This is a genomic window from Aliarcobacter trophiarum LMG 25534, from assembly GCF_003355515.1.
Lineage (GTDB): Bacteria > Campylobacterota > Campylobacteria > Campylobacterales > Arcobacteraceae > Aliarcobacter > Aliarcobacter trophiarum.
Map to the genome: position 1 here is coordinate 1,419,786 of NZ_CP031367.1, position 20,995 is coordinate 1,440,780.

A 20,995-nucleotide genomic window follows, 5' to 3' on the forward strand; every position below is an offset into this window, starting at 1 on the left:
AACTGCGATTATATCTAAAAAATATTAAAAGTTGTTTAAGATATATTACTTATAAAAGTTTAACTTTAATATATAGATCTAAATAAGATATAAAGTTTATCTACTATTTTATATATTAAAGCTGTAGAGATTTTTAACTATTTAAGAAGATTTAATATCTCTTTCTTATCGCTAAAAGCTATTTTTTTATCTTCTATTATTTGAGTTGCCTCATCACCCTTTCCAAGTACCAAGACTACACTATTTTTATTTGTTAAATTTAAAGCCTTTTTTATAGCCTCTTTTCTATCAGCTTCCACAAAAACATTTGACATATCTTCTATTCCACTTAAAATATCTTTTATAATCTCATTTGGGTTTTCAAATCGTGGATTATCACTAGTTACCACTACATATTTTGAGTATTTCTTTGCAATTTGACCCATAAGTGGTCGTTTTGCACTATCACGGTTACCACCAGCTCCAAAAACACAAACTATATCCTTATTTAGAAAACTTTTTAAAACCTCTTCCATTCCATCAGGAGTATGAGCAAAATCAACTATTACCAAAGGTTCTGTAGAAACAACTTCTACTCTTCCACTAACACCTTTAAAATCTTTCAATGCTTCACAAATATCATCTATTGGTTTTTTTGTCGCTAAATAAACAGCTGCTATACTTGCTATTTGATTATATATATTAAAAACTCCCAAAAGATTTGAAGAAAAACTATAGTTTTTATCTAAAAAACTGAACTCTACACTAAGTTTTTTATCTATTTTATAGTTTAAAACCTTGAAATTTGATAGTTTTTCTAATGAATATGTAAAAGAATTTTTCTGATTGTATTTTAGAACCTTATCATCTATATTTACAAGCTTTAAACTTTCATCACTTAAAAATGAATTTTTCACATCAATATACTCTTCTATAGAGTTATGAAAATCTAAATGATCTCTAGTAATATTTGTATGAATCTTTAAAAAAAACTCTAAGCCTTCTACCCTATTTTGAGAAATTGCATGAGAGCTTACTTCCATAATAAAAAAAGAACAAGAGTTTTTCATAGCTTTTTGTATATTTGCAAAGTTTCCTAATTGTACTGGAGTCGTAAGAGAATACTCCTCTACTTGAACACCATTAATAAAGAATCCTCTAGTTCCTTGAAGAGCAACTTTATAACCCAGATTTAAAAGAAGAGTATAAATTGTTGTAGCAGTAGTAGTTTTACCATTTGTCCCTGTAATTCCTATAATTTTTATGCTACTCATATCTAAATAATTCTTTAAATTTTCAGAAGAGATAGTTTCATAACCACTACTCTTTGCCATCTCTTCAAAAATCTCATTCTGTTTTGAAACTACAAAAGTAGAGCCACTTTTTAGCTCTTTTGTATTGTCTGTAAATATTTTATTCTCTATTTCTAGTATCATTTTGTCTCTCTTGTAGTTTTTCATATAGTTTCACTATCTCTTTATCATAGATAAAATACTCATTAAATCCCTCTAGATAATTGTAAGCTGTTGAGTTAAAACCATTCTCTATTAATCTATTAATAAAATCATAAAAATCCTCTTTTTTTTCAATAGCAACTTTTGTAGAGAACATGATATCTTCAAAAGCTACTTTAAAAGAACCTCTTTTTTCTATTAAAGCTTTAAACTCTTCATACTTTATAGCATTTAAATCTTCTACTGTTTGCCTATTTATATCTTTTAGAATACTCATCATCTTTTCTATATTTCCATCATAAGCCTCTATTGTATCTTCCATATATTTTATAGCATCTTGCAGATTTTCATCTTTTAAAATAGAAAAATAGTCATATAGTGCCATAGCTTTTTGTATATCTTCAAAAGCAATATCACATAAAAGAATATATATTTTGTACTCTTTATTATCTGGAAAACTACTATATAGTTGTGAATATATAAAAAGTGCTTCACTAAATCTTTTTTGAAAAAATAGTGAATTTGCCTCTTCTAATCTCTTTTTTTTATTTATCAATTTAATCCTCTAAATAATCACTTTTCCCAATAGGAACATTTACTATTTTTAAATCTGGATGAATAGCTTCTTTTAGATTTTTTTCTACCACATACTTTAAAGTGCTTCCACTAGCACTACATCCAACACATGCACCTTTTAGTTGTATATAAATTTTTGCATTTTTTATAGCCAATAGTTCTATTGCTCCACCATCTCTTGCTATCATTGGAGCTATTTTTATTTTTATAATATTGCTTACAGGCTCTTGTAAATCTTCATCTGTAAATGGAAACATATTTTAATCCTTTTTTTTCTCAAACCTCTTTACAAGAAATATTCCAATAGCAATAAATATTAAAATTACCGCTATTGTTTGAAATATAAATGTAAGAGTAACTTCATTTTCAAACATTATTTTACTACTTCTTCACATCTAGAACAAAGAGACTCTTCATTTTTTGAAGTAAATTTCCAACATCTAGGACATTTATATCCACTAGATTTAAATATTTTAAACTCTTTTTCATCTATTTTAAAACTTCCTAATATTTCACTATTTGAAGTAGTACTTGAAACATTACTTATTTTACTAACCAAGAACCAATCACTTGATTCAACCTCATCTAAAGCCAAAAACTCTTCACTATTTGTACTAATTTCTAACTCTAGTGTAGATTTAATTATCTTTTCTTTGCTTAAACTATCTTTAATTTCAGAGAATTTCTCTTTTGCTTCTATAAATAGCTCTTCGTCAACAGTAAGTTCAATTTTAGGAAGTTCAAACTTTTTGAAATCAAAAATATTTTTTGCATCTTCTTTTATAATACTTGGTGCAAACTCCAATAGCTCATCCATAGTATAAGTTAAGATGCAAGCTAATGTACCTATTAGTTTTTTTGTAATAATAGCCATTGCACTTTGACTTGCAACTCTATGAATATCATCTTTACTATCACAATACAATCTATCTTTACAAACATCTAAATATATTCCAGATAAATCAGCTACTAGGAAGTTATTTAATCTATTTAAACCTTTTGAAAATTCATAAACTTTAAAACTAGACTCAATATCATCAAAAACTCTTTTAGCTTTTGATAAAATCCATTTATCTAAAACACCCATTTTTTCAACTTCAACTATCTTTTCAAGACCATCTATATTTGCTAATAAAAATCTTGCAGTATTTCTTATTTTTCTATAAAGTTCTGCATTTTGTTTTAAGATATTATCAGAAATCTTAAGATCACTTTGATAATCACTCATAGCAACCCAAACTCTTAAAATCTCACTTCCATACTCTTTTAAAACTTTATCAGGAGCTACAACATTTCCTTTAGATTTACTCATTTTTTCACCTTTTTCATCAACAGTGAATCCATGAGTTAATATAGATTTATATGGTGCAACTTCACTTGAAGCAAGTGTTGTTAAAAGAGAAGATTGGAACCAACCTCTATGTTGGTCACTTCCTTCAAGATACATATCAGCTGGGAATGTTCCAGCATCATAGTTTCCACTTCTTAAAACTGCATTTTGAGTACTCCCACTATCAAACCAAACATCTAAAATATCTAAAGTTTTCTCTAAATCATCAGGATTTAAGCCACTTGCTGGATTTAATAAATCTTTAATCTCCATATCATACCAAGCATCACAACCAAATTTTTCAAAAATCATAGCTGTATAGTTTAAAACTTTTTCATCAAAAACTATCTCATCTGTTTTTTTATTTCTAAAAAATGCAATTGGAACTCCCCAGTCTCTTTGTCTTGAGATACACCAATCAGGTCGTCCCTCAAGCATCGCTTTTAATCTATTTCTACCCCATTCTGGATAGAATTTAAGATTTTCTACAACTTTCATTGCATTTTCTCTTAGAGTTTGGTTTTTCTCTCCATATTTATCATCTATAGAGATAAACCACTGTTTTGTTGCTCTAAAAATAATTGGAGTATGTGTTCGCCAACAGTGTGGATATGAGTGTCTTATATCTTGCTTCTTAAGAAGTGCTTCTCCTAACTCTTCAAGAATTAAATCATTTGCTTTAAATACATTTAATCCTAAATATTTATCACTATCTTTAAAAAGCTTTTCTCTTACAATTGTCTCATCATATTTTCCGTATGCATCTACTGGCATAATTACTTCAATCCCATATTTAAGAGACACTTTGTAATCATCCTCTCCATGACCTGGAGCTGTATGAACTGCACCTGAACCACTATCCATTAATACATGTTCTCCAAAAATTACTCTTGAATCTCTACCATTTAAAGGATTTGTAGCATTTGTATTTTCTAGTTTTAATACATCTATTGTTTCAACAACTTCTCCTTTTATAACCTCTTGTTCTATTAAAGAGTTATAAAGTTTACGTGCCACTATAAACTTATCACTTGTTAATACATACTCTTCATCTTTATTTAAAGCAATAGCTTGATTTGCTGGTAATGTCCAAGGAGTTGTAGTCCAAATAATCACACTTGCATCCATATTTTGAAGCTTAAATGCCACATATATAGATGGAGAAGTTTTATCTTCATATTCTACTTCTGCTTCAGCTAATGCTGTTTGTGCTGCCCAAGACCAATAAACTGGTTTACTCCTTTGTACAAGTAATCCTTGTTTAGCAATTGCACAAAGTTCTCTATAGATATTAGCTTCAAATCTAAAATCCATTGTTAAATAAGGATTTTCCCAATCAGCAATTACTCCTAAAGATTTAAACTCAGCTTTTTGAATATCTACAAATTTTGTCGCATGTTCTCTACAAAGTTCTCTTAACTTTGATTTTGCTATAGTTTTTTTCTTTTCACTCCCTATTTTCTCTTCAACTTTTTGTTCTATTGGAAGCCCATGACAATCCCAACCTGGAGTATATCTTATCGATTTCCCATCAAAATAGTGAAACTTATTTATAATATCTTTTAAAATTTTATTTAAAGCATGTCCTATATGAATATTTCCATTTGCATAAGGTGGTCCATCATGAAGAGTAAAACTTTCACACCCAACTCTATTTTCTTTCATCTTTTCATAAACATTCTCTTCATCCCATTTTTTATATCTTAGTGGCTCATTTTGAGGTAAAGAACCTCTCATTGGGAAATCTGTTTTTGGAAGTAGCAAACTATCTTTATAATCCATATTCTTACCTTAATTTATTGTTTCTAGTTTTATTTAAAGCTATGATTGTATCTAATTTTTAGTTAAATTATTAATTTAATCCTATACTTTTTCATATATATGGAAAAATCAATCTATTATTTAAAAGTTTATATGTTAAAATCTTTGTCAAATTTCGACTTTTAATTATAGGATAGGAAAATGAGTGCAAAACATTATGAAGTAATCGTTGTAGGTGGTGGAATTTCTGGGGCTGCTTTATTTTTTGAATTAGCAAAATATTCAGATGTAAATAGTATGTGTCTTTTAGAAAAATATGAGGATTTAGCAACACTAAACTCAAAAGGAACAAGTAACTCTCAAACAATCCATGTTGGTGATATTGAGACAAACTATACTTTTGATAAAGCAAAAATCACAAAAAGAACTGCAAAAATGATTGAAAAATTTAATCTTATGTATAATTTACAAGATAAAATTATGTTCAAACATCAAAAAATGGCTCTAGGAGTTGGTGAAAAAGAAGTTCAATTTATTACTGATAGATATAATAAATTTAAAGAAATCTTCCCATATTTAGAGCTTTGGGATAAAGAAACTTTAAGAGAGAAAGAGCCACTTTTAGTTTATGCAGACAAAGAGAGAACAAAAGATAGACCAGAACCAATAGTTGCTATGGGAGCTAGTGATCAATATACAACAGTTGATTTTGGAGCTATGACAAAAGAGCTTGTAAAAGCAGCAACTGAAGCAGATAACTCAAAAATTACAGATGTATTTTTTAACTCAGAAGTTGATGAAATAGAAAAAATTGATAAGAAATTTAAAGTAACTACTACAAATGGTACTGTTTATACAGCAGATTTTGTAGTTGTAAACGCTGGAGCACACTCACTATATTTAGCTCATAAAATGGGTCATGGGAAACATATGGGTTCATTATCTATGGCTGGTTCATTTTACATTACAAATGGTACATACCTAAATGGTAAAGTTTATATGGTACAAAATGACAAACTTCCATTTGCAGCACTTCACGGAGACCCTGATATTTTATGTGATGGGAAAACAAGATTTGGACCAACAGCACTTGCTCTTTTAGTTTTAGAAAGATATAAAGGTGGAAAATCTTTCTTCCAATGCTTAAAAACTATGAATTTTGATGGAAGTATCGTAAAAATCTTCTGGGATTTACTAAAAGATAGCGATATTAGAAACTATGTATTTAGAAACTTCTTATTTGAAGTTCCTGGAATTAATAAAAAACTTTTTGTTCAAGATGCACAAAAAATCGTTCCATCACTAAGTGTAGATGATATTGAGTATGCAAAAGGTTTTGGAGGTGTAAGACCTCAAGTTTTAAATAAAACTGAGAAAAAACTAATGCTAGGAGAGGCTTCAATTACTGAAGAAAAAGGGATTATATATAATATGACACCATCTCCTGGAGCAACTTCTTGTTTAGGGAATGCAGAAAGAGATATCAAAATAGTTTGTGAATATTTAGGTAAAAAATTCAATGAAGAGCAGTTTTTAGCTGATTTTACAGACAATCAATAATTAAAAAGGGGTTCCCTGCCCTTTTTTACTAAAAGGCTTTTTATGGCAAAAATATTCTCAAAAAAAGATATGATAAATCTACAAAATATTTTAAGAAAATCAAAAAAAACAATCACTACTGCTGAATCTTGTACAGGTGGATTAGTAGCAAGTATGATTACAAAGATAAGTGGAAGTAGTGATATTTTCAACGGAAGCATTGTTACTTATTCAAATGCAATAAAAAATCAAGAATTAGGTGTATTAAATCAAACACTAGAAAGTTTTGGTGCTGTTAGCAAAGAGGTGGTTTCAGAGATGCTAGATGGTGTTTTGAAAAAATTTCAAGCTGATTTTGCAATAGCAATATCTGGAGTTGCTGGACCAAATGGTGGTACAAAAAGTAAACCTGTAGGAAGTGTTGTAATCGGTATTGCCTCAAAAAATAAATTTAAGAAAATCAAAATATTTCATCTAAAAGGTAGTAGAATTTCAATCCAAAAACAATCAGCAAAAATATCTCTTAAAAAAATTTTGAAATTTGTCTCAAAAACTATTGACAATTAATTTAATTTGCACTATAATTCCAGTCCATTTTAAGTAAAAGACTTAAAACGGCAAATGACTTGTTAGCTCAGTCGGTAGAGCATCTCACTTTTAATGAGGAGGCCGATGGTTCGAATCCATCACAGGTCACCATTGTTTTTGTTATATATCTTGGCCCCTTCATCTAACGGTTAGGATTCATGGTTTTCATCCATGCCACAGGGGTTCGAATCCCCTAGGGGTCACCAAGATTTATATACAAAAGGTCGATTAGCTCAGTTGGTAGAGCGCTACCCTTACAAGGTAGATGTCAAAAGTTCGAGTCTTTTATCGACCACCATTTTTAAAAGGTGCGGCCATAGTTTAGTTGGTTAGAATGCCTGCCTGTCACGCAGGAGGTCGCGAGTTCGAGTCTCGTTGGCCGCGCCATTTTATTTTTGACTTGTTAGCTCAGTCGGTAGAGCATCTCACTTTTAATGAGGAGGCCGATGGTTCGAATCCATCACAGGTCACCATTGTTTTTGTTATATATCTTGGCCCCTTCATCTAACGGTTAGGATTCATGGTTTTCATCCATGCCACAGGGGTTCGAATCCCCTAGGGGTCACCAAGATTAATTATATAACAACTCCCCCTTTATTTGGTCGATTAGCTCAGTTGGTAGAGCGCTACCCTTACAAGGTAGATGTCAAAAGTTCGAGTCTTTTATCGACCACCATTTTTAAAAGGTGCGGCCATAGTTTAGTTGGTTAGAATGCCTGCCTGTCACGCAGGAGGTCGCGAGTTCGAGTCTCGTTGGCCGCGCCATTTTATTTTTAACAATCTCTTAATTTAAATCTAGATAATATTGACCTTTATATTTCAAGGTTGCAAAAATTGTTAAAAGCTAAAAGTCTATACCACTTAATTGTTTACAGTATCTTTTTTATCATCATCCTTATATCCTTTTTTACTTTTATTATCATAAATAATGCTCATGATGAGCTTCAAGAAAAAATAAATACTCTAAAAGAGGATTATACAAATAATCAAAAAGAGCTTCTTAAAAATCACATTAACTATGTAATAAAATTTATTGATTACTACTACTTAGAAAATAAAGATAAATTAGATGATAAAAATATTAGAAAAAATCTTATAACTGCACTAGACCAGCTAAATTTAAGCTCAAACCCAAACGAATATGTCTTTATTTTCGATTTTGATGGTGTACTAATTGATAACTCAAACGATAAGAATGAGATTGGTACTAATTTCTTAAAACATAAAGATTTTAAAGGAAAAAATGTTGTTGAAGAGCTCATTAGTGTCTCTAAAAATGTAAATGGAGGTTTTGTTAACTATTTTTGGTCAAAACCTAGTTTAACAAAAGAGACAAATAAGCTATCTTATGTCAAATCTTACAATAGATGGAATTGGACAATCGGAAAAGGTGTTTATTTAGATGAGATTGATAGATTAATAAAACAAAAAGAAGAAGAGTATAATAGTAAAATATCAAACTATACTCTACAAATTACATCTTTAACTATTTTACTTATTTTATACTCAATTTTTATATATAAAAATGCAACTATTTTAATTGTAAATGATGTAAAGGAGATAGGTAGATATTTTAAAGAGAGTGAAGAGAAAAATGAACCTATAAACCAAAATAGAATTGCTTTAGGGGAGTTTAAAATTATTGCAAACTATGCAAATGATGCCATGACCAATATGAAGTTAAAAAGTTCAATGCTTGAAGAATTAAATAAAAATCTAGAGACTAAAGTAAATGATAAAACAAAAGAGTTATCAACTTTAGTTGAAAGTCAAAAACAGTTCTTAAAAAACTCTGTTCATGAAATAAACACTCCTTTAGCAATTATAAGAACTAATATTGATCTACTTAAAATGAAAATACCAAATAATAATTATATTACAAATATTGAATCTGGTTCAAAAACTATTCAATATATTTATGATGATTTATCTTATTTAATTAAAAAAGATAGAGTTATTTATGAAAAAGAGTATATCAATTTTAGTTCTATTTTGGAAAAAAGATTAGAGTTCTTTGATGAGATTGTAAAATCTAATAGCTTATATTTTATAAAAAATATTGAAGAAGATGTCTATATAAAATTCAATCAAATAGAACTACAAAGAGTAATAGACAATAATCTTTCAAATGCAGTAAAATACTCTTTTAGTAGCTCCCCTATTTTTGTAAAACTCTACTATTTGGATGATGATGAGCTAGAATTTAGTGTTACAACTACTTCAAAACAGATAGATGATATAGATAAAATATTTGATGACTTTTATAGAGAGAATAGTGTAAGAGGTGGTTTTGGCTTAGGTTTAAAAATTGTAAAAGAGATTTGTGATAAAAACTTAGTTATAATCAAAATATTATCAGATAAAAAAGAGACAAAATTTATATATAGGTTTAAAATAAATGAAAATACTACTACTTGAAGATGAATTAATGTTAAATAATGCTGTTTGTGAATATCTCAAAGGGATTGGGCATATGGTTGAGAGTTTTATGGATGGTTTAGATGTTTTTAAAAATATTGAAAATGGTTATGATTTACTGATTTTAGATGTAAATGTTCCAAATATTGATGGTTTCTCAATTTTAGAGGAACTAAATAGAAAAAAAATTCATATTCCTACAATATTTATATCTGCTCAAATTGATATTGAAGACATTACAAAAGCTTATAACTTAGGTGCAAGAGAGTATTTAAAAAAACCTTTTCATTTGGGTGAATTAGGAATTAAAATAAATCAGATATTAAAAAAAGAGCAAAATAATACCACTCATATTAGATTTTCAGAAAACTACTCTTATTCAAAAGATAAACAGACACTGTATTTTAATGGTGAACCACAAAATATTACAAAAAAACAGTTAGAGATTATCCACATTTTGGCCTTAAATATTAATATGATAGTTGATTTTGAAAGGTTTAGAGTAGATGTTTGGGATGCAGAAAATATTGATAACCCTACAATAAGAGCTGAAATATCTCGGCTAAAAAAGAGCCTAAAAGAGGATTTTATTAAAAATATTAGAGGTCTTGGATATAAAATAGATAGATATTACTCTGCATAAAATATTTAAATATGCTACTTTTTTGCAACTATTTATGATTATAATACGCCCGTTTATAAGGAGAATTATGCAAATCAATCAATTTAAGAACAGCTTTTTTAAAGAAAAAACAACTCTTATTTATGCTCATATTTTTTTATTATTTATTTTCTCTTTTATTGTTGGAATAGTTATTTATACATATTTCAATAATTTTGATATTTTTAGAGAAAAATTATCATACCTATTTTTAGTTCAAGTAATAATTTATCTATCTATTTTATTAATATTTATCTATAAAAACCTAATTTTAAAATTAGTAAAAAAACATAAGAATATCTTTTAGATGGAACTTCAATCATTAATATACCTTTTTGTAGGTGTATCTTTTACAATATATTTTGGTTTAGCTCTTTGGACAAAGGCTAGTTCTACAAAAGATTTTTATATAGAAAACAACTCATTTAATCCAGTTTTTAGTGGAATTTCTATTGCTGTAGACTTTATTAGTGCAGCGACCTTTATCTCTTTATGTGGTGCTTTTTTAAATTCTGGATATGAAAGTTTTGCCTATATTATTGGTATTACCTCTGGTTTTGTGCTTCTTACATTTTTGGTAGTTCCTTATTTAAAAAAAATGGAGTGCTTATCTATTCCACTTTTTTTTGAAAAAAGATATAACTCAAAATCTATTAAACTCTTTACAATAATTATTGTTGTTTTGGTCTCTTTTATATATATTTCAGCCCAACTAAAAGGTGTTGGAATAATATTTTCAAGAATTTTTCAAATTGATTTATCAACTGCAATTTTAATAGGTATGGGTATAACTCTTTTATACACTTTTATTGGTGGTATGAAAAATATAGCATATACTCAAATTGCTCAATATATTATTATCCTTTTTTCATTTATGACACCTATTTTTTTCTTAACAATCGAATTTACAAATTCATATATCCCACAGATGGCAATTTTTTCAAAATCAACAATATTTGAAGATAGATATTTAATTGAAGTTTTTGAACAAACTCTAACTGATTTTGGTTTTAAGTCATTTTCTGATTTTAGTATTTTAAATAGCCTAGCTATTGTAATATCTCTAAGCTTAGGTGTTGCCTCTTTACCACATATTTTAATCAAATTTTTCTCAAGTCCTAGTACAATTGATGCTAGAAAATCTTCACTCTGGGCACTAATTTTTGTATCTATTATATATACTTCTATCTCATCTTTATTTATCCTTTCTACTTTGAATTTAGTAAAACATACAAATGATGTAGAATATGATGCTTTTATTAACAATGAAATAGAGAATAATGAGGGTAAATGGTTAAAAACTTGGGAAAAAACAGGTTTAGTAAAATTTGATGATTTAAACAATAATAGAAAAATAGATTTAATAAATGATAGCAATTTAAGCGAGCTATCTATAAATCCAGATGCACTATCTCTACTGACTCCAGAGATTGCAAATTTACCAAATTGGGTTATTTCATTAGTTTTGGCTGGTGCACTATCTGCAACCTTATCAACAATAACTGGTTTGATTTTATTAATAAAAACAACAATCTCATATGAATTACTTAAAGAAAACTTTATACAAAACAGTATTAAAAAAGTTATATTTTCAAAACTATTAATAGTTTTAATTATAGTTTTAGCAACTCTATTTTATATTCCAAACTACACAATTTTACAAACAGTTGCTATATCCTTTACAATATGTGCTGCTACACTATTTCCAACTTTGATTTTAGGAATTTTTTATAATAAAACAAATAAGCTAGGAGCTATTTTAGGTATGTTAGTTGGACTATTTTTTACCATAACATATATTATTTATTTTTTATATTTAGATAATTCAAATAACTTATTTTTTGGTATTAGTAGTGAAGGAATAGGAACTATTGGTGCTATTTTAAATATTATTACTAATGTTGTTATTTCAAAAATAACATCAAAATCACAAAAAAATATAGATGAATCTATTGATTTTACAAGGGTTTCAAAATAAGTTAGTTTAATACATCACAAGGAGAAAAAATGAGTATTCAAGATCAAGAGAGTTTTTTATCAAAAACACACCCCTTTGAGGTTTTAACACCAAGCCAAATGGCAACATGTATAGAACATATGGATATTGCATATTATCCAAAAGATACTGTTCTAATTAGTCCTGAAAAAATACCAAATTACTTCTTTATTATTATAAAAGGTTCTGTTTATGAGTATTCACCAGAAAATATTGTAATTATGGATTATCAAAGTGAAGATACTTTTGATTCAAATTCACTAATTTATGGGGAGTGTAAAAATAGTTTCATTGTAAATGAAGAGCTTATTTGCTATGAGATAGAGAAAACAACTTTTTTGGAATTAATTGATAAAAATCAAACTTTTAAAGATTTTTTTCTAAAAGATTTAGTAAATAAAATAAGAACACTAAAAGATAAAGAGAACACTTCTCAGCTATCATCTTTTATGATTGCAAGAGTTGAAGATACTTTAATTCATGAAGCTTGTATAGTAAGTAAAGATACAAAATTAATTGATGCAATAGATAAATCAATGAAGTATAAAACTTCTACAATTATAGTTGAAAGTGAAAACCATGAATATGGAATTATTACAGACTCTTTACTTAAAGTAAAAGTCCTTTTAGAAGGACGGGATTTATCAATTCCCGTAAGTAGTATTGCAATATTTCCTCTTTTAACAATAAAACAAGATGATTATTTGTTTGAAGCTCTTACAATTTTGGTTAAAAAAAATATAAAAAGAGTTGGAGTTGTTGATAACAGTGGAAAAATGGTTGGAATTTTGGAGCAGATCGATATTTTATCACATTTTGCTAATCACACTTATGTTATTGAATCAAAAATAAAAAATGCAAAAAGTATTGAAGATTTAAAAGACGCTAGTAAAGATTTTATAGATATTATCACAAGTCTTCATACAAAAGGTGTAAAAATTCACCATATTTCAAATCTTATTGGACAACTAAATACTAAGGTTTATCAAAAAATATTCTCTTTACTTTTACCTTTAGAGCTACAAAAAGATGCTTGTCTATTTGTGATGGGAAGCGAAGGAAGAAATGAACAGATTATAAAAACAGACCAAGATAACGCTTTGATTGTAAGAGATGGAGTAGATATAGAACAATATAGACCATATATGCAACAAATTACAGATTCTTTAATATTCTTAGGTTATCCTCCTTGCGAAGGAAATATCATGGTTTCAAATAAAGATTGGTGTAAATCATATAGCGATTTTAAAAATGATATAGCAAGATGGGTAAATGATACTCAAAATATGAAAAACTTTTTAGATTTAGCCATATTTGTAGACTCTTTCTCAGTTGCTGGAGATAAAGAGATGCTAATTGATTTAAAAGAGTTTTTATACTCGAAAATTCAAAATGATATCTTTATGGCATATTTTGCAAAATCAACAACAGCCTTTGAAACTCCAACAACAATATCAAGTTTTATAGGCAAAGAGAACTTAATAAATATTAAAAAAGCTGCAATTTTTCCAATAGTTCAAGGAGTTAGAAGTTTAGCTTTAAAAGAGAAAATAAAAGAGACAACAACAATAAAAAGAATTCAAATTTTAGAACAAAGAAAGGTTTTAGACAAAGATAAGGCTGCTGAATTAATAGAAGCTTTTGAAATAGCAAACACTTTAAGGTTAAGAAATCAAATAGAATTACTACAAAAAAATAAACCTCTTTCAAACGAGATAGATGCCAATAATCTAGGAAAGATAGAGAGAGACTTACTAAAAGAGTCTTTTAAAATAGTAAATGATTTTAAAAAAATCATCTCTTATATATTTAAACTAGATAAGATTTACTAAAATGTTTAAAAATATTTTAAAACAATGGCAAAAGAAAAAGCTTTTTGATAAAAAATTTGATTTCTTGTTTAATGAATCAACTAAAGATGAGTGGGTAAGTTTAGATTGTGAAACTACTGGTTTAAATCCCAAAAAAGATGAAATTTTATCAATTGGTGCAGTAATTATAAAAGAGAATAAGATTTTGATGAGAAAAACATTTAATATTTTTGTAAAACCATCAAAAAATATAAATCCTGAATCAATAAAAATTCATCATCTAAGAGAGATAGATTTACAAAATGCAGTTGAACCTGATGAGGCAATTTATAAACTACTTGAATTTATTGGCTCAAGACCAATAGTTGGCTACTATATAGACTTTGATATGGAGATGATTTCAAAATATACAAAAAAATTAATAGGGATAAAACTTCCAAATAGGAGAGTTGAAGTATCATCTATCTATTATGATATTAAAAAAACTAGAGAGAATTATGGATTTATAGATCTTAAATTTGACACTATTATGAATAATCTAAATATTCCAACTCTTGGTAAACATGATGCTTTAAATGATGCCATCATGACATCTATGATATTTTTAAAACTAAAAAATCTCTCAAAAGAGAAAAAAAATCACTTTTAGGAATACGTTAAAACCGTATTTCTAAGCTTTTTTAACAATTTTCTTTAATCTTTTTTTAAATGCTATGCTTTTGCAACTAAAATATTTTACTATTTCAACTAATCTTATTTTAGGAGAAAAAATGGATCAAAAATTAGTAGAACGGATTAAAAATAATCCAAAGTATCAAGAGTTAATTACTAAAAGAAGCTCTTTTGCTATTAAACTAGCTGTTTTTATGCTAGTAGTTTATTATAGTTTTATTTTAACTATTGCATTTAATAAAGAAGTTTTTGCAAATACTATTGGTGATAGTATTATAACAATTGCTATTCCTATTGGTGCTACAATTATTGTATTAGCCTTTATAACAACTGTTATTTATGTTATAAGAGCAAATGGAGAGTTTGAAGACTTAGAAATGTCTATTAAAAATGATGTAAAGGATATTTTATAATGTTAAGAATTGCTACTTTATTAGGATTATCATCTTTAGCACTATTAGCAGAAGATGGAAGCGGTGTAAATATAAATGCCGTTATTATGTTCTTCGTATTTATTGCTGGAACTATGGGTATCACAAAATGGGCAGCTAGTAAAACAAAATCTGCTTCAGATTTCTATACAGCTGGTGGGGGAATCACAGGATTCCAAAATGGTTTAGCAATTGCTGGAGATTATATTTCTGCTGCTTCATTCCTTGGTATTTCAGGTATGATTTATCTCCAAGGTTATGATGGTATTATCTATGCTATTGGATTTTTAGTTGGATGGCCAATTATTCTATTTTTAATGGCTGAAAGACTAAGAAACTTAGGAAAATTTAACTTTACAGATATCGCTGCATATAGACTTGATGAGCAAAAAATTAGAATTTTAGCTGCATTTGGTTCTTTAACTGTTGTTACATTTTATTTAATTGCTCAAATGGTTGGAGCTGGTAAACTAATTGAAGTTCTATTCCATATTCCTTATGGTTGGGCTGTTGCTTTAGTTGGAGCATTAATGATTATTTATGTAACTTTTGGTGGTATGCTTGCAACTACTTGGGTACAAATTATTAAAGCTTGTTTAATTTTAGCTGGAGTTACTTTTATAGCGCTTATGGTTATGGCTCATTCTGGTTTCTCTCTTACTGCATTAGTAACAGAGGCTACAAGTTTACATAAATCTGGTGTTGATATTTTAAAACCAGGTCCATTCGTATCTGATCCTGTTTCTGCTATATCTTTAGGATTAGCATTGATGTTAGGAACTGCTGGATTACCTCATATTCTTATGAGATTCTTTACAGTTGGAAATGCTAAGGAAGCTAGAAAATCTGTTGTTTATGCAACTGGATTTATTGGTTATTTCTACCTACTAATTGGTATCGTTGGTTTAGGTTCTATTGTATTCCTTAATAGTGATATTGGAAAGGAATTATATCTTTCTGCTGAAGGTAGTGTTATTGGTGGAGTAAATATGGTTGCTGTACACTTATCTCAGGCTGTTGGTGGAGACATATTCCTAGGATTTATTGCAGCTGTTTCATTTGCTACAATTTTAGCAGTTGTTTCAGGACTTACACTTGCAGCTTCTAACTCAATTGCTCACGATTTATATGCAATTGTTATTAGAAAAGGAAATATTACTGATGCAGAAGAGATGAAAGTTTCAAAAAGAACTGTTCTTGTAATTGGTTTTATTGCTGTTCTTTTAGGATTTGCATTTGAAAATATGAATGTTGCATTTATGGTTGGTCTAGCATTTGCTATTGCAGCATCAGCTAACTTCCCTATTTTAATTCTTTCTATCTACTGGAAAAAATTAACAACAAGAGGTGCATTTATTGGTGGTTTTGTAGGATTAATTACAGCTATTACTCTAGTTGTTTTAAGTAAAACAATATGGGTTGATATTTTCCATTTCGAAAAAGCAATTTTCCCTTATGTTCACCCTGCATTATTCTCAGTAACTGCAGCATTTGTTGCAATTTGGTTCTTCTCTATAACTGATAAATCAGCTAGAGCAGAAGAAGATAAAGCTGGGTTTGAAGCACAAAATATTAGAGCTCAAACAGGAATTGGTGCAGAAGGAGCAGTTTCTCACTAATCTTATTTACTAAAGAGATTTATCTCTTTAGTAATTCTTATAAGCTAAGTAATAGCTTAAAAATTATAATTATATTTAATAATTAATATATAAATTTTTGTTACAATTCTACATAATATCTTTAAATTAAACTCTATTTAACTACTCTATTTTCACAAACCATAAATAAATTTGTATAATCAGCTAATTTATCTTTTTTAGATAAAAATAAAAGGTCGGAGGATAAGGTATGAAAGAAAATTTGGTTGAGAGAATAGAAGCAAATCCAAAATATCAAGAGTTATTAAAAAAAAGAGACTCTTTGGCATTAAAGTTGGGAATATTTGTTTTAGTAATGTTTTACTCTTACATTACAATAATAGCATTTAACAAAGAGTTGTTTGCTACAAAAGTTTGGGAAGATGGAGTTACTACAATTGCATTTCCTATTGCTTTAGCAATTTTAGTTATTAGCTTTATAACAACTTTAATTTATGTAAGACGTGCAAATGGTGAGTTTGATGACTTAACAAATGAGATAAAAAAAGATGTAAAGGATTATATATAATGTTAAGAATATTATCAATTATATCTATTTTTGCTATATGGAGTTTTGCTGCTGGTGATGCTACTTTTGAGGGGAAAAGAGATTTAAATATTTCTGCTATTGCTATGTTTTTAGTATTTATTCTTGGAACATTAGGAATTACATATTGGGCAGCAAAAAGAACAAAATCTGCTAGTGATTTTTATACTGCTGGTGGTGGAATAACTGGATTTCAAAATGGTTTAGCAATTGCTGGAGATTACATGAGTGCAGCAGCATTCTTAGGAGTTTCTGGTTTAATCTATATGAATGGTTATGATGGAGTTATTTATGCTGTTTCATTTTTAGTTGGATGGCCTGTAATTCTATTTTTTATGGCTGAAAAGTTAAGAAATCTTGGAAAATTTACATTTGCAGATATTGCAGCTTATAGATTAGGTCAAAAAGAGATAAGAACTTTAGCTGCATTTGGTTCTTTAAGTGTTGTTATTTTATATCTTATTGCTCAAATGGTTGGAGCTGGAAAACTAATCCAAATTCTTTTTGGAATGGATTATGAGTATGCTGTCTTTATGGTTGGAGCTTTAATGATTATTTATGTAACTTTTGGTGGGATGCTTGCAACAACTTGGGTACAAATTATTAAAGCTGTTTTACTCCTATCTGGTGTTTCATTTATGGCACTTATGGTTTTATGGCACTTTGGCTTTAACTTTGAATCTTTAGCACAAACTGCTGTAAATAATCACATAAAAGGTGAAGAGATATTAAAACCAGGTGGCTTTTTAAGTGACCCAATAAGTGCAATTTCATTAGGAATGGCTTTAATGCTTGGAACAGCTGGTCTTCCACATGTTTTAATGAGATTTTTTACAGTTGGAAATGCAAAAGAGGCTAGAAAATCTGTAGTTTATGCAACTGGATTTGTAGCATATTTTTGGATAATTATCTCTATAGTTGGTCTAGGAGCAATTGCATTCTTAAACTCTCCAGATGGTGCTCAATACATGGAAGGAGCAAAAGCATATCTTGATGGTGGTAAACTTTTTGGTGGCTCTAATATGGCATCAGTTCACCTATCTCATATGCTTGGTGGAAATGCATTTTTAGGATTTATAAGTGCTGTTGCTTTTGCTACAATTTTGGCTGTTGTATCTGGTCTTACACTTGCAGGTGCTAGTGCAATATCTCACGATATCTATGCAAATGTTATAAATCCAAATGCAAGTGATGAAAAAGTTGTAAAAATTTCAAAAATAACTGTTATAATTGTAGGGATTATTGGAGTTACTCTAGGAATTGCATTTGAATCACAAAATATTGCATATATGGTTGGACTTGCTTTTGGAATAGCAGCAAGTGCAAATTTCCCAATACTCTTTTTATCAATTTATTGGTCAAAGTTAACAACAAGAGGTGCATTTATAGGTGGTTTTATGGGATTAATTACTGCTGTTATGCTAGTAATTTTAGGACCTAATGTTTGGGTACAAATTTTAGGAAATAAAGAAGCTATTTTCCCTTATGCTCATCCTGCACTATTCTCTGTTACTGTTGCGTTTATAGGAATATGGTTTTTCTCTATAACAGATAATTCTAAAAGAGCAAATGAAGATAGAGCAAAATTTAGAGCTCAAAATATAAGAGCAAATACAGGAATTGGGTCTGCTGGAGCAGTTTCACACTAATTTAATCAAAAAGAGTTTTTACTCTTTTTGATTTTGCAATACTTTTAAATAAAAAAGGGGAGATTACAAGGTATGCAAGAACAAAAGAAATTTATTTCAACAATTTATCCATTTAATAATTTGGTTTCATATGAACTAGATGATTTAACTAAATCTTTATCTACAGTATATTTTAAAGAGAATAGTTTAGTACAAGCTCAAGAGAGTAATCCAGAATTTTTATACTTTGTTTTTGATGGTCTTATTCAAGAGATAAATGATGATGAAGTTTTAAATGTTTACTCAAAAGGTGAAATATTTGACTCTATTTCACTTATAAAAAATTTTAGCAAAAATAGTTTTGTTGCTATAAAAGATAGTATTTGCTACTCTATAAGAAGAGATGATTTCATGCAGATATTAAGCTCAAACTCTATACTAGAAAACTATTTTTTCCAATCAATCTCAGAAAAATTAAACAACAATGTTTTAGATGAAAAAAATAGAGATTTAGCAAATATTATGATTGCAAAAGTAAAAGATGCAAAAATTCATAAAGCTGTAATTACTGATACAAAAAAGACAATTTTTGAGGCTGCAACAATAATAAAAAAAGAAAAAATTCCTACACTTTTACTAAAAGATGAAAATAAAGAGATGTATATTGTTACAGACTCTGATTTTAGACAAAAAGTTATATTAAATCGTATGGATTTTGATGATTTAGTTGTAAAAATTGCAAGTAAAGGTTTAATCTATATAAATGAAGATGATTTCTTATTTAATGCTCAACTTCAAATGGCAAAATATGGCTTAAAGAGAGTTGTTGTTGTAAATGACCAAGATAAAATAGTTGGCATTCTTGACCAAATCTCTCTATCTTCATTTTTTGCAACAAACACTTTTGCTGTATCAAACCAAATTATTAATGCCCAAACTTTAGAGGAGTTAAAAGAGGCTTCACTATCATTTATTAAAATCATCAAATCATTGAATGCAAAAGGTGTAAAAATAGAGTTTGTATCAAAATTAATAAATCAATTAAATAAGAAATTATTGGACAAACTCTATAAATTAATGGCTCCTAAAGAGCTTATTGATAAATCTTGTTTAGTTGTAATGGGAAGTGAAGGAAGAGCCGAGCAAATATTAAGAACTGATCAAGATAATGCTTTGATTATTTCTGATGATTGTACTATTAAAGAAGAAGAGTTAAGAGAGTTTACTCATAACTTTACTGAAATACTAGTTGATTTTGGATTCCCTAGATGCGAAGGAAATATTATGGTTTCAAATCCTTATTGGTGCAGAAACATGAGTAGCTTTAAGGAGCTTATTTATAAATGGGTAAATGAACCTAGTGGTGATAACTTTATGAATATTGCAATATTTTATGATGCTCTTTGTGTATCTGGTAATATTGAGATGATTAGAGAACTTAAAAGTTATCTATTTAAAATCTCTTCAAATTCTCAAAGTTTTTATACAAATTTTGCAAAGGTGATAAATAGTTTTGATGTTCCTCTAGGATTTTTTGATGGCTTTGTATTTAATAGCAAGGAAGAGAAAAATAAAAATGAGTTAGATATAAAAAGAGGTGGAATTTTTATCATTGTGCAAGGAGTTAGATCATTAAGTATTCAAAACAAAATTTTAAATACTAATACAGTAAAACGTATAAATGCTCTAAAAGAAAAAAATATATTTGATGATGAGAGTGCAAAAGAGTTAATAATGGCTTTTAATTTTTTGACAAATTTAAAATTAAAATCTAGCCTTGATAAACTTGATAAAGGCGAAAAAATAGATAATTATGTGAATCCAAATAATCTTTCAACTATGGAGAAAGATTTGCTAAAAGATTCATTTAAAATAGTAAATAGATTAAAAAAGAAGTTGGAAAATCATTTTAAACTATATTATGTCTAAAATATTAAGTTTTAATAAGATATTATTTCAAAAAATTA

Annotated in this window: 17 protein-coding genes and 8 tRNA genes; 21 read left to right on the forward strand and 4 right to left on the reverse strand. The window is 28.2% G+C overall.

Features of this window, described 5'->3' with window-relative positions:
- Nucleotides 1-137: 137 nt before the first annotated feature.
- From ATR_RS07330 to ileS, 4 genes are all read right to left on the reverse strand, one after another.
- Nucleotides 138-1,415: a UDP-N-acetylmuramoyl-L-alanyl-D-glutamate--2,6-diaminopimelate ligase gene (locus ATR_RS07330; protein WP_115428807.1), complete on the reverse strand. Its 1,278-nt coding sequence runs from the start codon at nucleotides 1,413-1,415 to the stop codon at nucleotides 138-140.
- On the reverse strand, nucleotides 1,393-1,989 hold the full coding sequence (locus tag ATR_RS07335) for a hypothetical protein (protein ID WP_115428808.1): 597 nt from the start codon (nucleotides 1,987-1,989) through the stop codon (nucleotides 1,393-1,395). The genes ATR_RS07330 and ATR_RS07335 overlap by 23 nt, the downstream gene beginning before the upstream one ends.
- Nucleotide 1,990: 1 nt before the next feature.
- Complete coding sequence (locus ATR_RS07340) at nucleotides 1,991-2,266, reverse strand: NifU family protein (protein ID WP_115428809.1); 276 nt, start codon at nucleotides 2,264-2,266, stop codon at nucleotides 1,991-1,993.
- A gap of 116 nt (nucleotides 2,267-2,382) precedes the next feature.
- Entirely contained in the window at nucleotides 2,383-5,121 is a 2,739-nt protein-coding gene (gene ileS / locus ATR_RS07345; protein WP_115428810.1) for an isoleucine--tRNA ligase, read from the reverse strand.
- Nucleotides 5,122-5,301: 180 nt separating this feature from the next.
- Here ileS and ATR_RS07350 point away from each other — a divergent pair, with 180 nt between their 5' ends.
- The 21 genes from ATR_RS07350 (at nucleotide 5,302) to ATR_RS07450 (ending at nucleotide 20,957) form a co-directional block, all read left to right on the forward strand.
- Entirely contained in the window at nucleotides 5,302-6,660 is a 1,359-nt protein-coding gene (locus tag ATR_RS07350; protein ID WP_115428811.1) for an FAD-dependent oxidoreductase, read from the forward strand.
- 42 nt (nucleotides 6,661-6,702) lie between these two features.
- Nucleotides 6,703-7,206: a CinA family protein gene (locus ATR_RS07355; RefSeq protein WP_115428812.1), complete on the forward strand. Its 504-nt coding sequence runs from the start codon at nucleotides 6,703-6,705 to the stop codon at nucleotides 7,204-7,206.
- A gap of 56 nt (nucleotides 7,207-7,262) precedes the next feature.
- Nucleotides 7,263-7,338, forward strand: a tRNA-Lys gene (locus ATR_RS07360).
- Nucleotides 7,339-7,358: 20 nt separating this feature from the next.
- Nucleotides 7,359-7,433, forward strand: a tRNA-Glu gene (locus tag ATR_RS07365).
- 16 nt (nucleotides 7,434-7,449) lie between these two features.
- Nucleotides 7,450-7,525 (forward strand) — tRNA-Val (locus ATR_RS07370).
- A gap of 12 nt (nucleotides 7,526-7,537) precedes the next feature.
- Nucleotides 7,538-7,614: transfer RNA gene (locus tag ATR_RS07375), tRNA-Asp, on the forward strand.
- Nucleotides 7,615-7,624: 10 nt separating this feature from the next.
- A tRNA-Lys gene (locus ATR_RS07380) sits at nucleotides 7,625-7,700 on the forward strand.
- A gap of 20 nt (nucleotides 7,701-7,720) precedes the next feature.
- Nucleotides 7,721-7,795: transfer RNA gene (locus tag ATR_RS07385), tRNA-Glu, on the forward strand.
- A gap of 32 nt (nucleotides 7,796-7,827) precedes the next feature.
- A tRNA-Val gene (locus tag ATR_RS07390) sits at nucleotides 7,828-7,903 on the forward strand.
- A 12-nt stretch (nucleotides 7,904-7,915) separates the two neighbouring features.
- A tRNA-Asp gene (locus ATR_RS07395) sits at nucleotides 7,916-7,992 on the forward strand.
- Nucleotides 7,993-8,061: 69 nt separating this feature from the next.
- On the forward strand, nucleotides 8,062-9,645 hold the full coding sequence (locus tag ATR_RS07400) for a sensor histidine kinase (RefSeq protein ID WP_115428813.1): 1,584 nt from the start codon (nucleotides 8,062-8,064) through the stop codon (nucleotides 9,643-9,645).
- Entirely contained in the window at nucleotides 9,626-10,288 is a 663-nt protein-coding gene (locus tag ATR_RS07405; protein WP_115428814.1) for a response regulator transcription factor, read from the forward strand. Before ATR_RS07400 ends, ATR_RS07405 begins: the two co-directional genes overlap by 20 nt.
- Nucleotides 10,289-10,355: 67 nt before the next feature.
- Nucleotides 10,356-10,613, forward strand: a complete 258-nt coding sequence (locus ATR_RS07410; RefSeq protein WP_164966711.1) for a sodium/substrate symporter small subunit — start codon at nucleotides 10,356-10,358, stop codon at nucleotides 10,611-10,613.
- Entirely contained in the window at nucleotides 10,614-12,284 is a 1,671-nt protein-coding gene (locus ATR_RS07415) for a VC_2705 family sodium/solute symporter (RefSeq protein WP_115428816.1), read from the forward strand.
- 29 nt (nucleotides 12,285-12,313) lie between these two features.
- Nucleotides 12,314-14,134 (forward strand): putative nucleotidyltransferase substrate binding domain-containing protein, encoded by a 1,821-nt coding sequence (locus ATR_RS07420; RefSeq protein ID WP_115428817.1) that lies wholly within the window; start codon nucleotides 12,314-12,316, stop codon nucleotides 14,132-14,134.
- A 1-nt stretch (nucleotide 14,135) separates the two neighbouring features.
- Entirely contained in the window at nucleotides 14,136-14,762 is a 627-nt protein-coding gene (locus ATR_RS07425; RefSeq protein ID WP_115428818.1) for a 3'-5' exonuclease, read from the forward strand.
- Between the two features lie 121 nt (nucleotides 14,763-14,883).
- The gene (locus tag ATR_RS07430) at nucleotides 14,884-15,198 is read left to right on the forward strand and encodes a DUF485 domain-containing protein (RefSeq protein WP_228254216.1); all 315 of its coding nucleotides are present in this window, start codon (nucleotides 14,884-14,886) and stop codon (nucleotides 15,196-15,198) included.
- Nucleotides 15,198-16,835, forward strand: a complete 1,638-nt coding sequence (locus ATR_RS07435) for a cation acetate symporter (RefSeq protein WP_115428820.1) — start codon at nucleotides 15,198-15,200, stop codon at nucleotides 16,833-16,835. The genes ATR_RS07430 and ATR_RS07435 overlap by 1 nt, the downstream gene beginning before the upstream one ends.
- Before the next feature lie 229 nt (nucleotides 16,836-17,064).
- A complete protein-coding gene (locus ATR_RS07440) occupies nucleotides 17,065-17,382 on the forward strand; it encodes a DUF485 domain-containing protein (RefSeq protein WP_115428821.1) in 318 nt (105 codons plus the stop codon).
- The gene (locus tag ATR_RS07445; RefSeq protein ID WP_115428822.1) at nucleotides 17,382-19,049 is read left to right on the forward strand and encodes a cation acetate symporter; all 1,668 of its coding nucleotides are present in this window, start codon (nucleotides 17,382-17,384) and stop codon (nucleotides 19,047-19,049) included. The genes ATR_RS07440 and ATR_RS07445 overlap by 1 nt, the downstream gene beginning before the upstream one ends.
- Nucleotides 19,050-19,121: 72 nt before the next feature.
- On the forward strand, nucleotides 19,122-20,957 hold the full coding sequence (locus tag ATR_RS07450; protein ID WP_115428823.1) for a putative nucleotidyltransferase substrate binding domain-containing protein: 1,836 nt from the start codon (nucleotides 19,122-19,124) through the stop codon (nucleotides 20,955-20,957).
- The last annotated feature ends 38 nt before the right edge of the window (nucleotides 20,958-20,995 follow it).

What these genes read in the sequence shown, in the direction of transcription:
- ATR_RS07330 (WP_115428807.1), bottom strand. Translation starts at nt 1,415, where the DNA reads ATGATACTAGAAATAGAGAATAAAATATTTACAGACAATACAAAAGAG.
- ATR_RS07340 (WP_115428809.1), bottom strand. Translation starts at nt 2,266, where the DNA reads ATGTTTCCATTTACAGATGAAGATTTACAAGAGCCTGTAAGCAATATT.
- ileS (WP_115428810.1), bottom strand. Translation starts at nt 5,121, where the DNA reads ATGGATTATAAAGATAGTTTGCTACTTCCAAAAACAGATTTCCCAATG.
- ATR_RS07350 (WP_115428811.1), top strand. Translation starts at nt 5,302, where the DNA reads ATGAGTGCAAAACATTATGAAGTAATCGTTGTAGGTGGTGGAATTTCT.
- ATR_RS07355 (WP_115428812.1), top strand. Translation starts at nt 6,703, where the DNA reads ATGGCAAAAATATTCTCAAAAAAAGATATGATAAATCTACAAAATATT.
- ATR_RS07405 (WP_115428814.1), top strand. Translation starts at nt 9,626, where the DNA reads ATGAAAATACTACTACTTGAAGATGAATTAATGTTAAATAATGCTGTT.
- ATR_RS07410 (WP_164966711.1), top strand. Translation starts at nt 10,356, where the DNA reads ATGCAAATCAATCAATTTAAGAACAGCTTTTTTAAAGAAAAAACAACT.
- ATR_RS07415 (WP_115428816.1), top strand. Translation starts at nt 10,614, where the DNA reads ATGGAACTTCAATCATTAATATACCTTTTTGTAGGTGTATCTTTTACA.
- ATR_RS07420 (WP_115428817.1), top strand. Translation starts at nt 12,314, where the DNA reads ATGAGTATTCAAGATCAAGAGAGTTTTTTATCAAAAACACACCCCTTT.
- ATR_RS07425 (WP_115428818.1), top strand. Translation starts at nt 14,136, where the DNA reads ATGTTTAAAAATATTTTAAAACAATGGCAAAAGAAAAAGCTTTTTGAT.
- ATR_RS07430 (WP_228254216.1), top strand. Translation starts at nt 14,884, where the DNA reads ATGGATCAAAAATTAGTAGAACGGATTAAAAATAATCCAAAGTATCAA.
- ATR_RS07435 (WP_115428820.1), top strand. Translation starts at nt 15,198, where the DNA reads ATGTTAAGAATTGCTACTTTATTAGGATTATCATCTTTAGCACTATTA.
- ATR_RS07440 (WP_115428821.1), top strand. Translation starts at nt 17,065, where the DNA reads ATGAAAGAAAATTTGGTTGAGAGAATAGAAGCAAATCCAAAATATCAA.
- ATR_RS07445 (WP_115428822.1), top strand. Translation starts at nt 17,382, where the DNA reads ATGTTAAGAATATTATCAATTATATCTATTTTTGCTATATGGAGTTTT.
- ATR_RS07450 (WP_115428823.1), top strand. Translation starts at nt 19,122, where the DNA reads ATGCAAGAACAAAAGAAATTTATTTCAACAATTTATCCATTTAATAAT.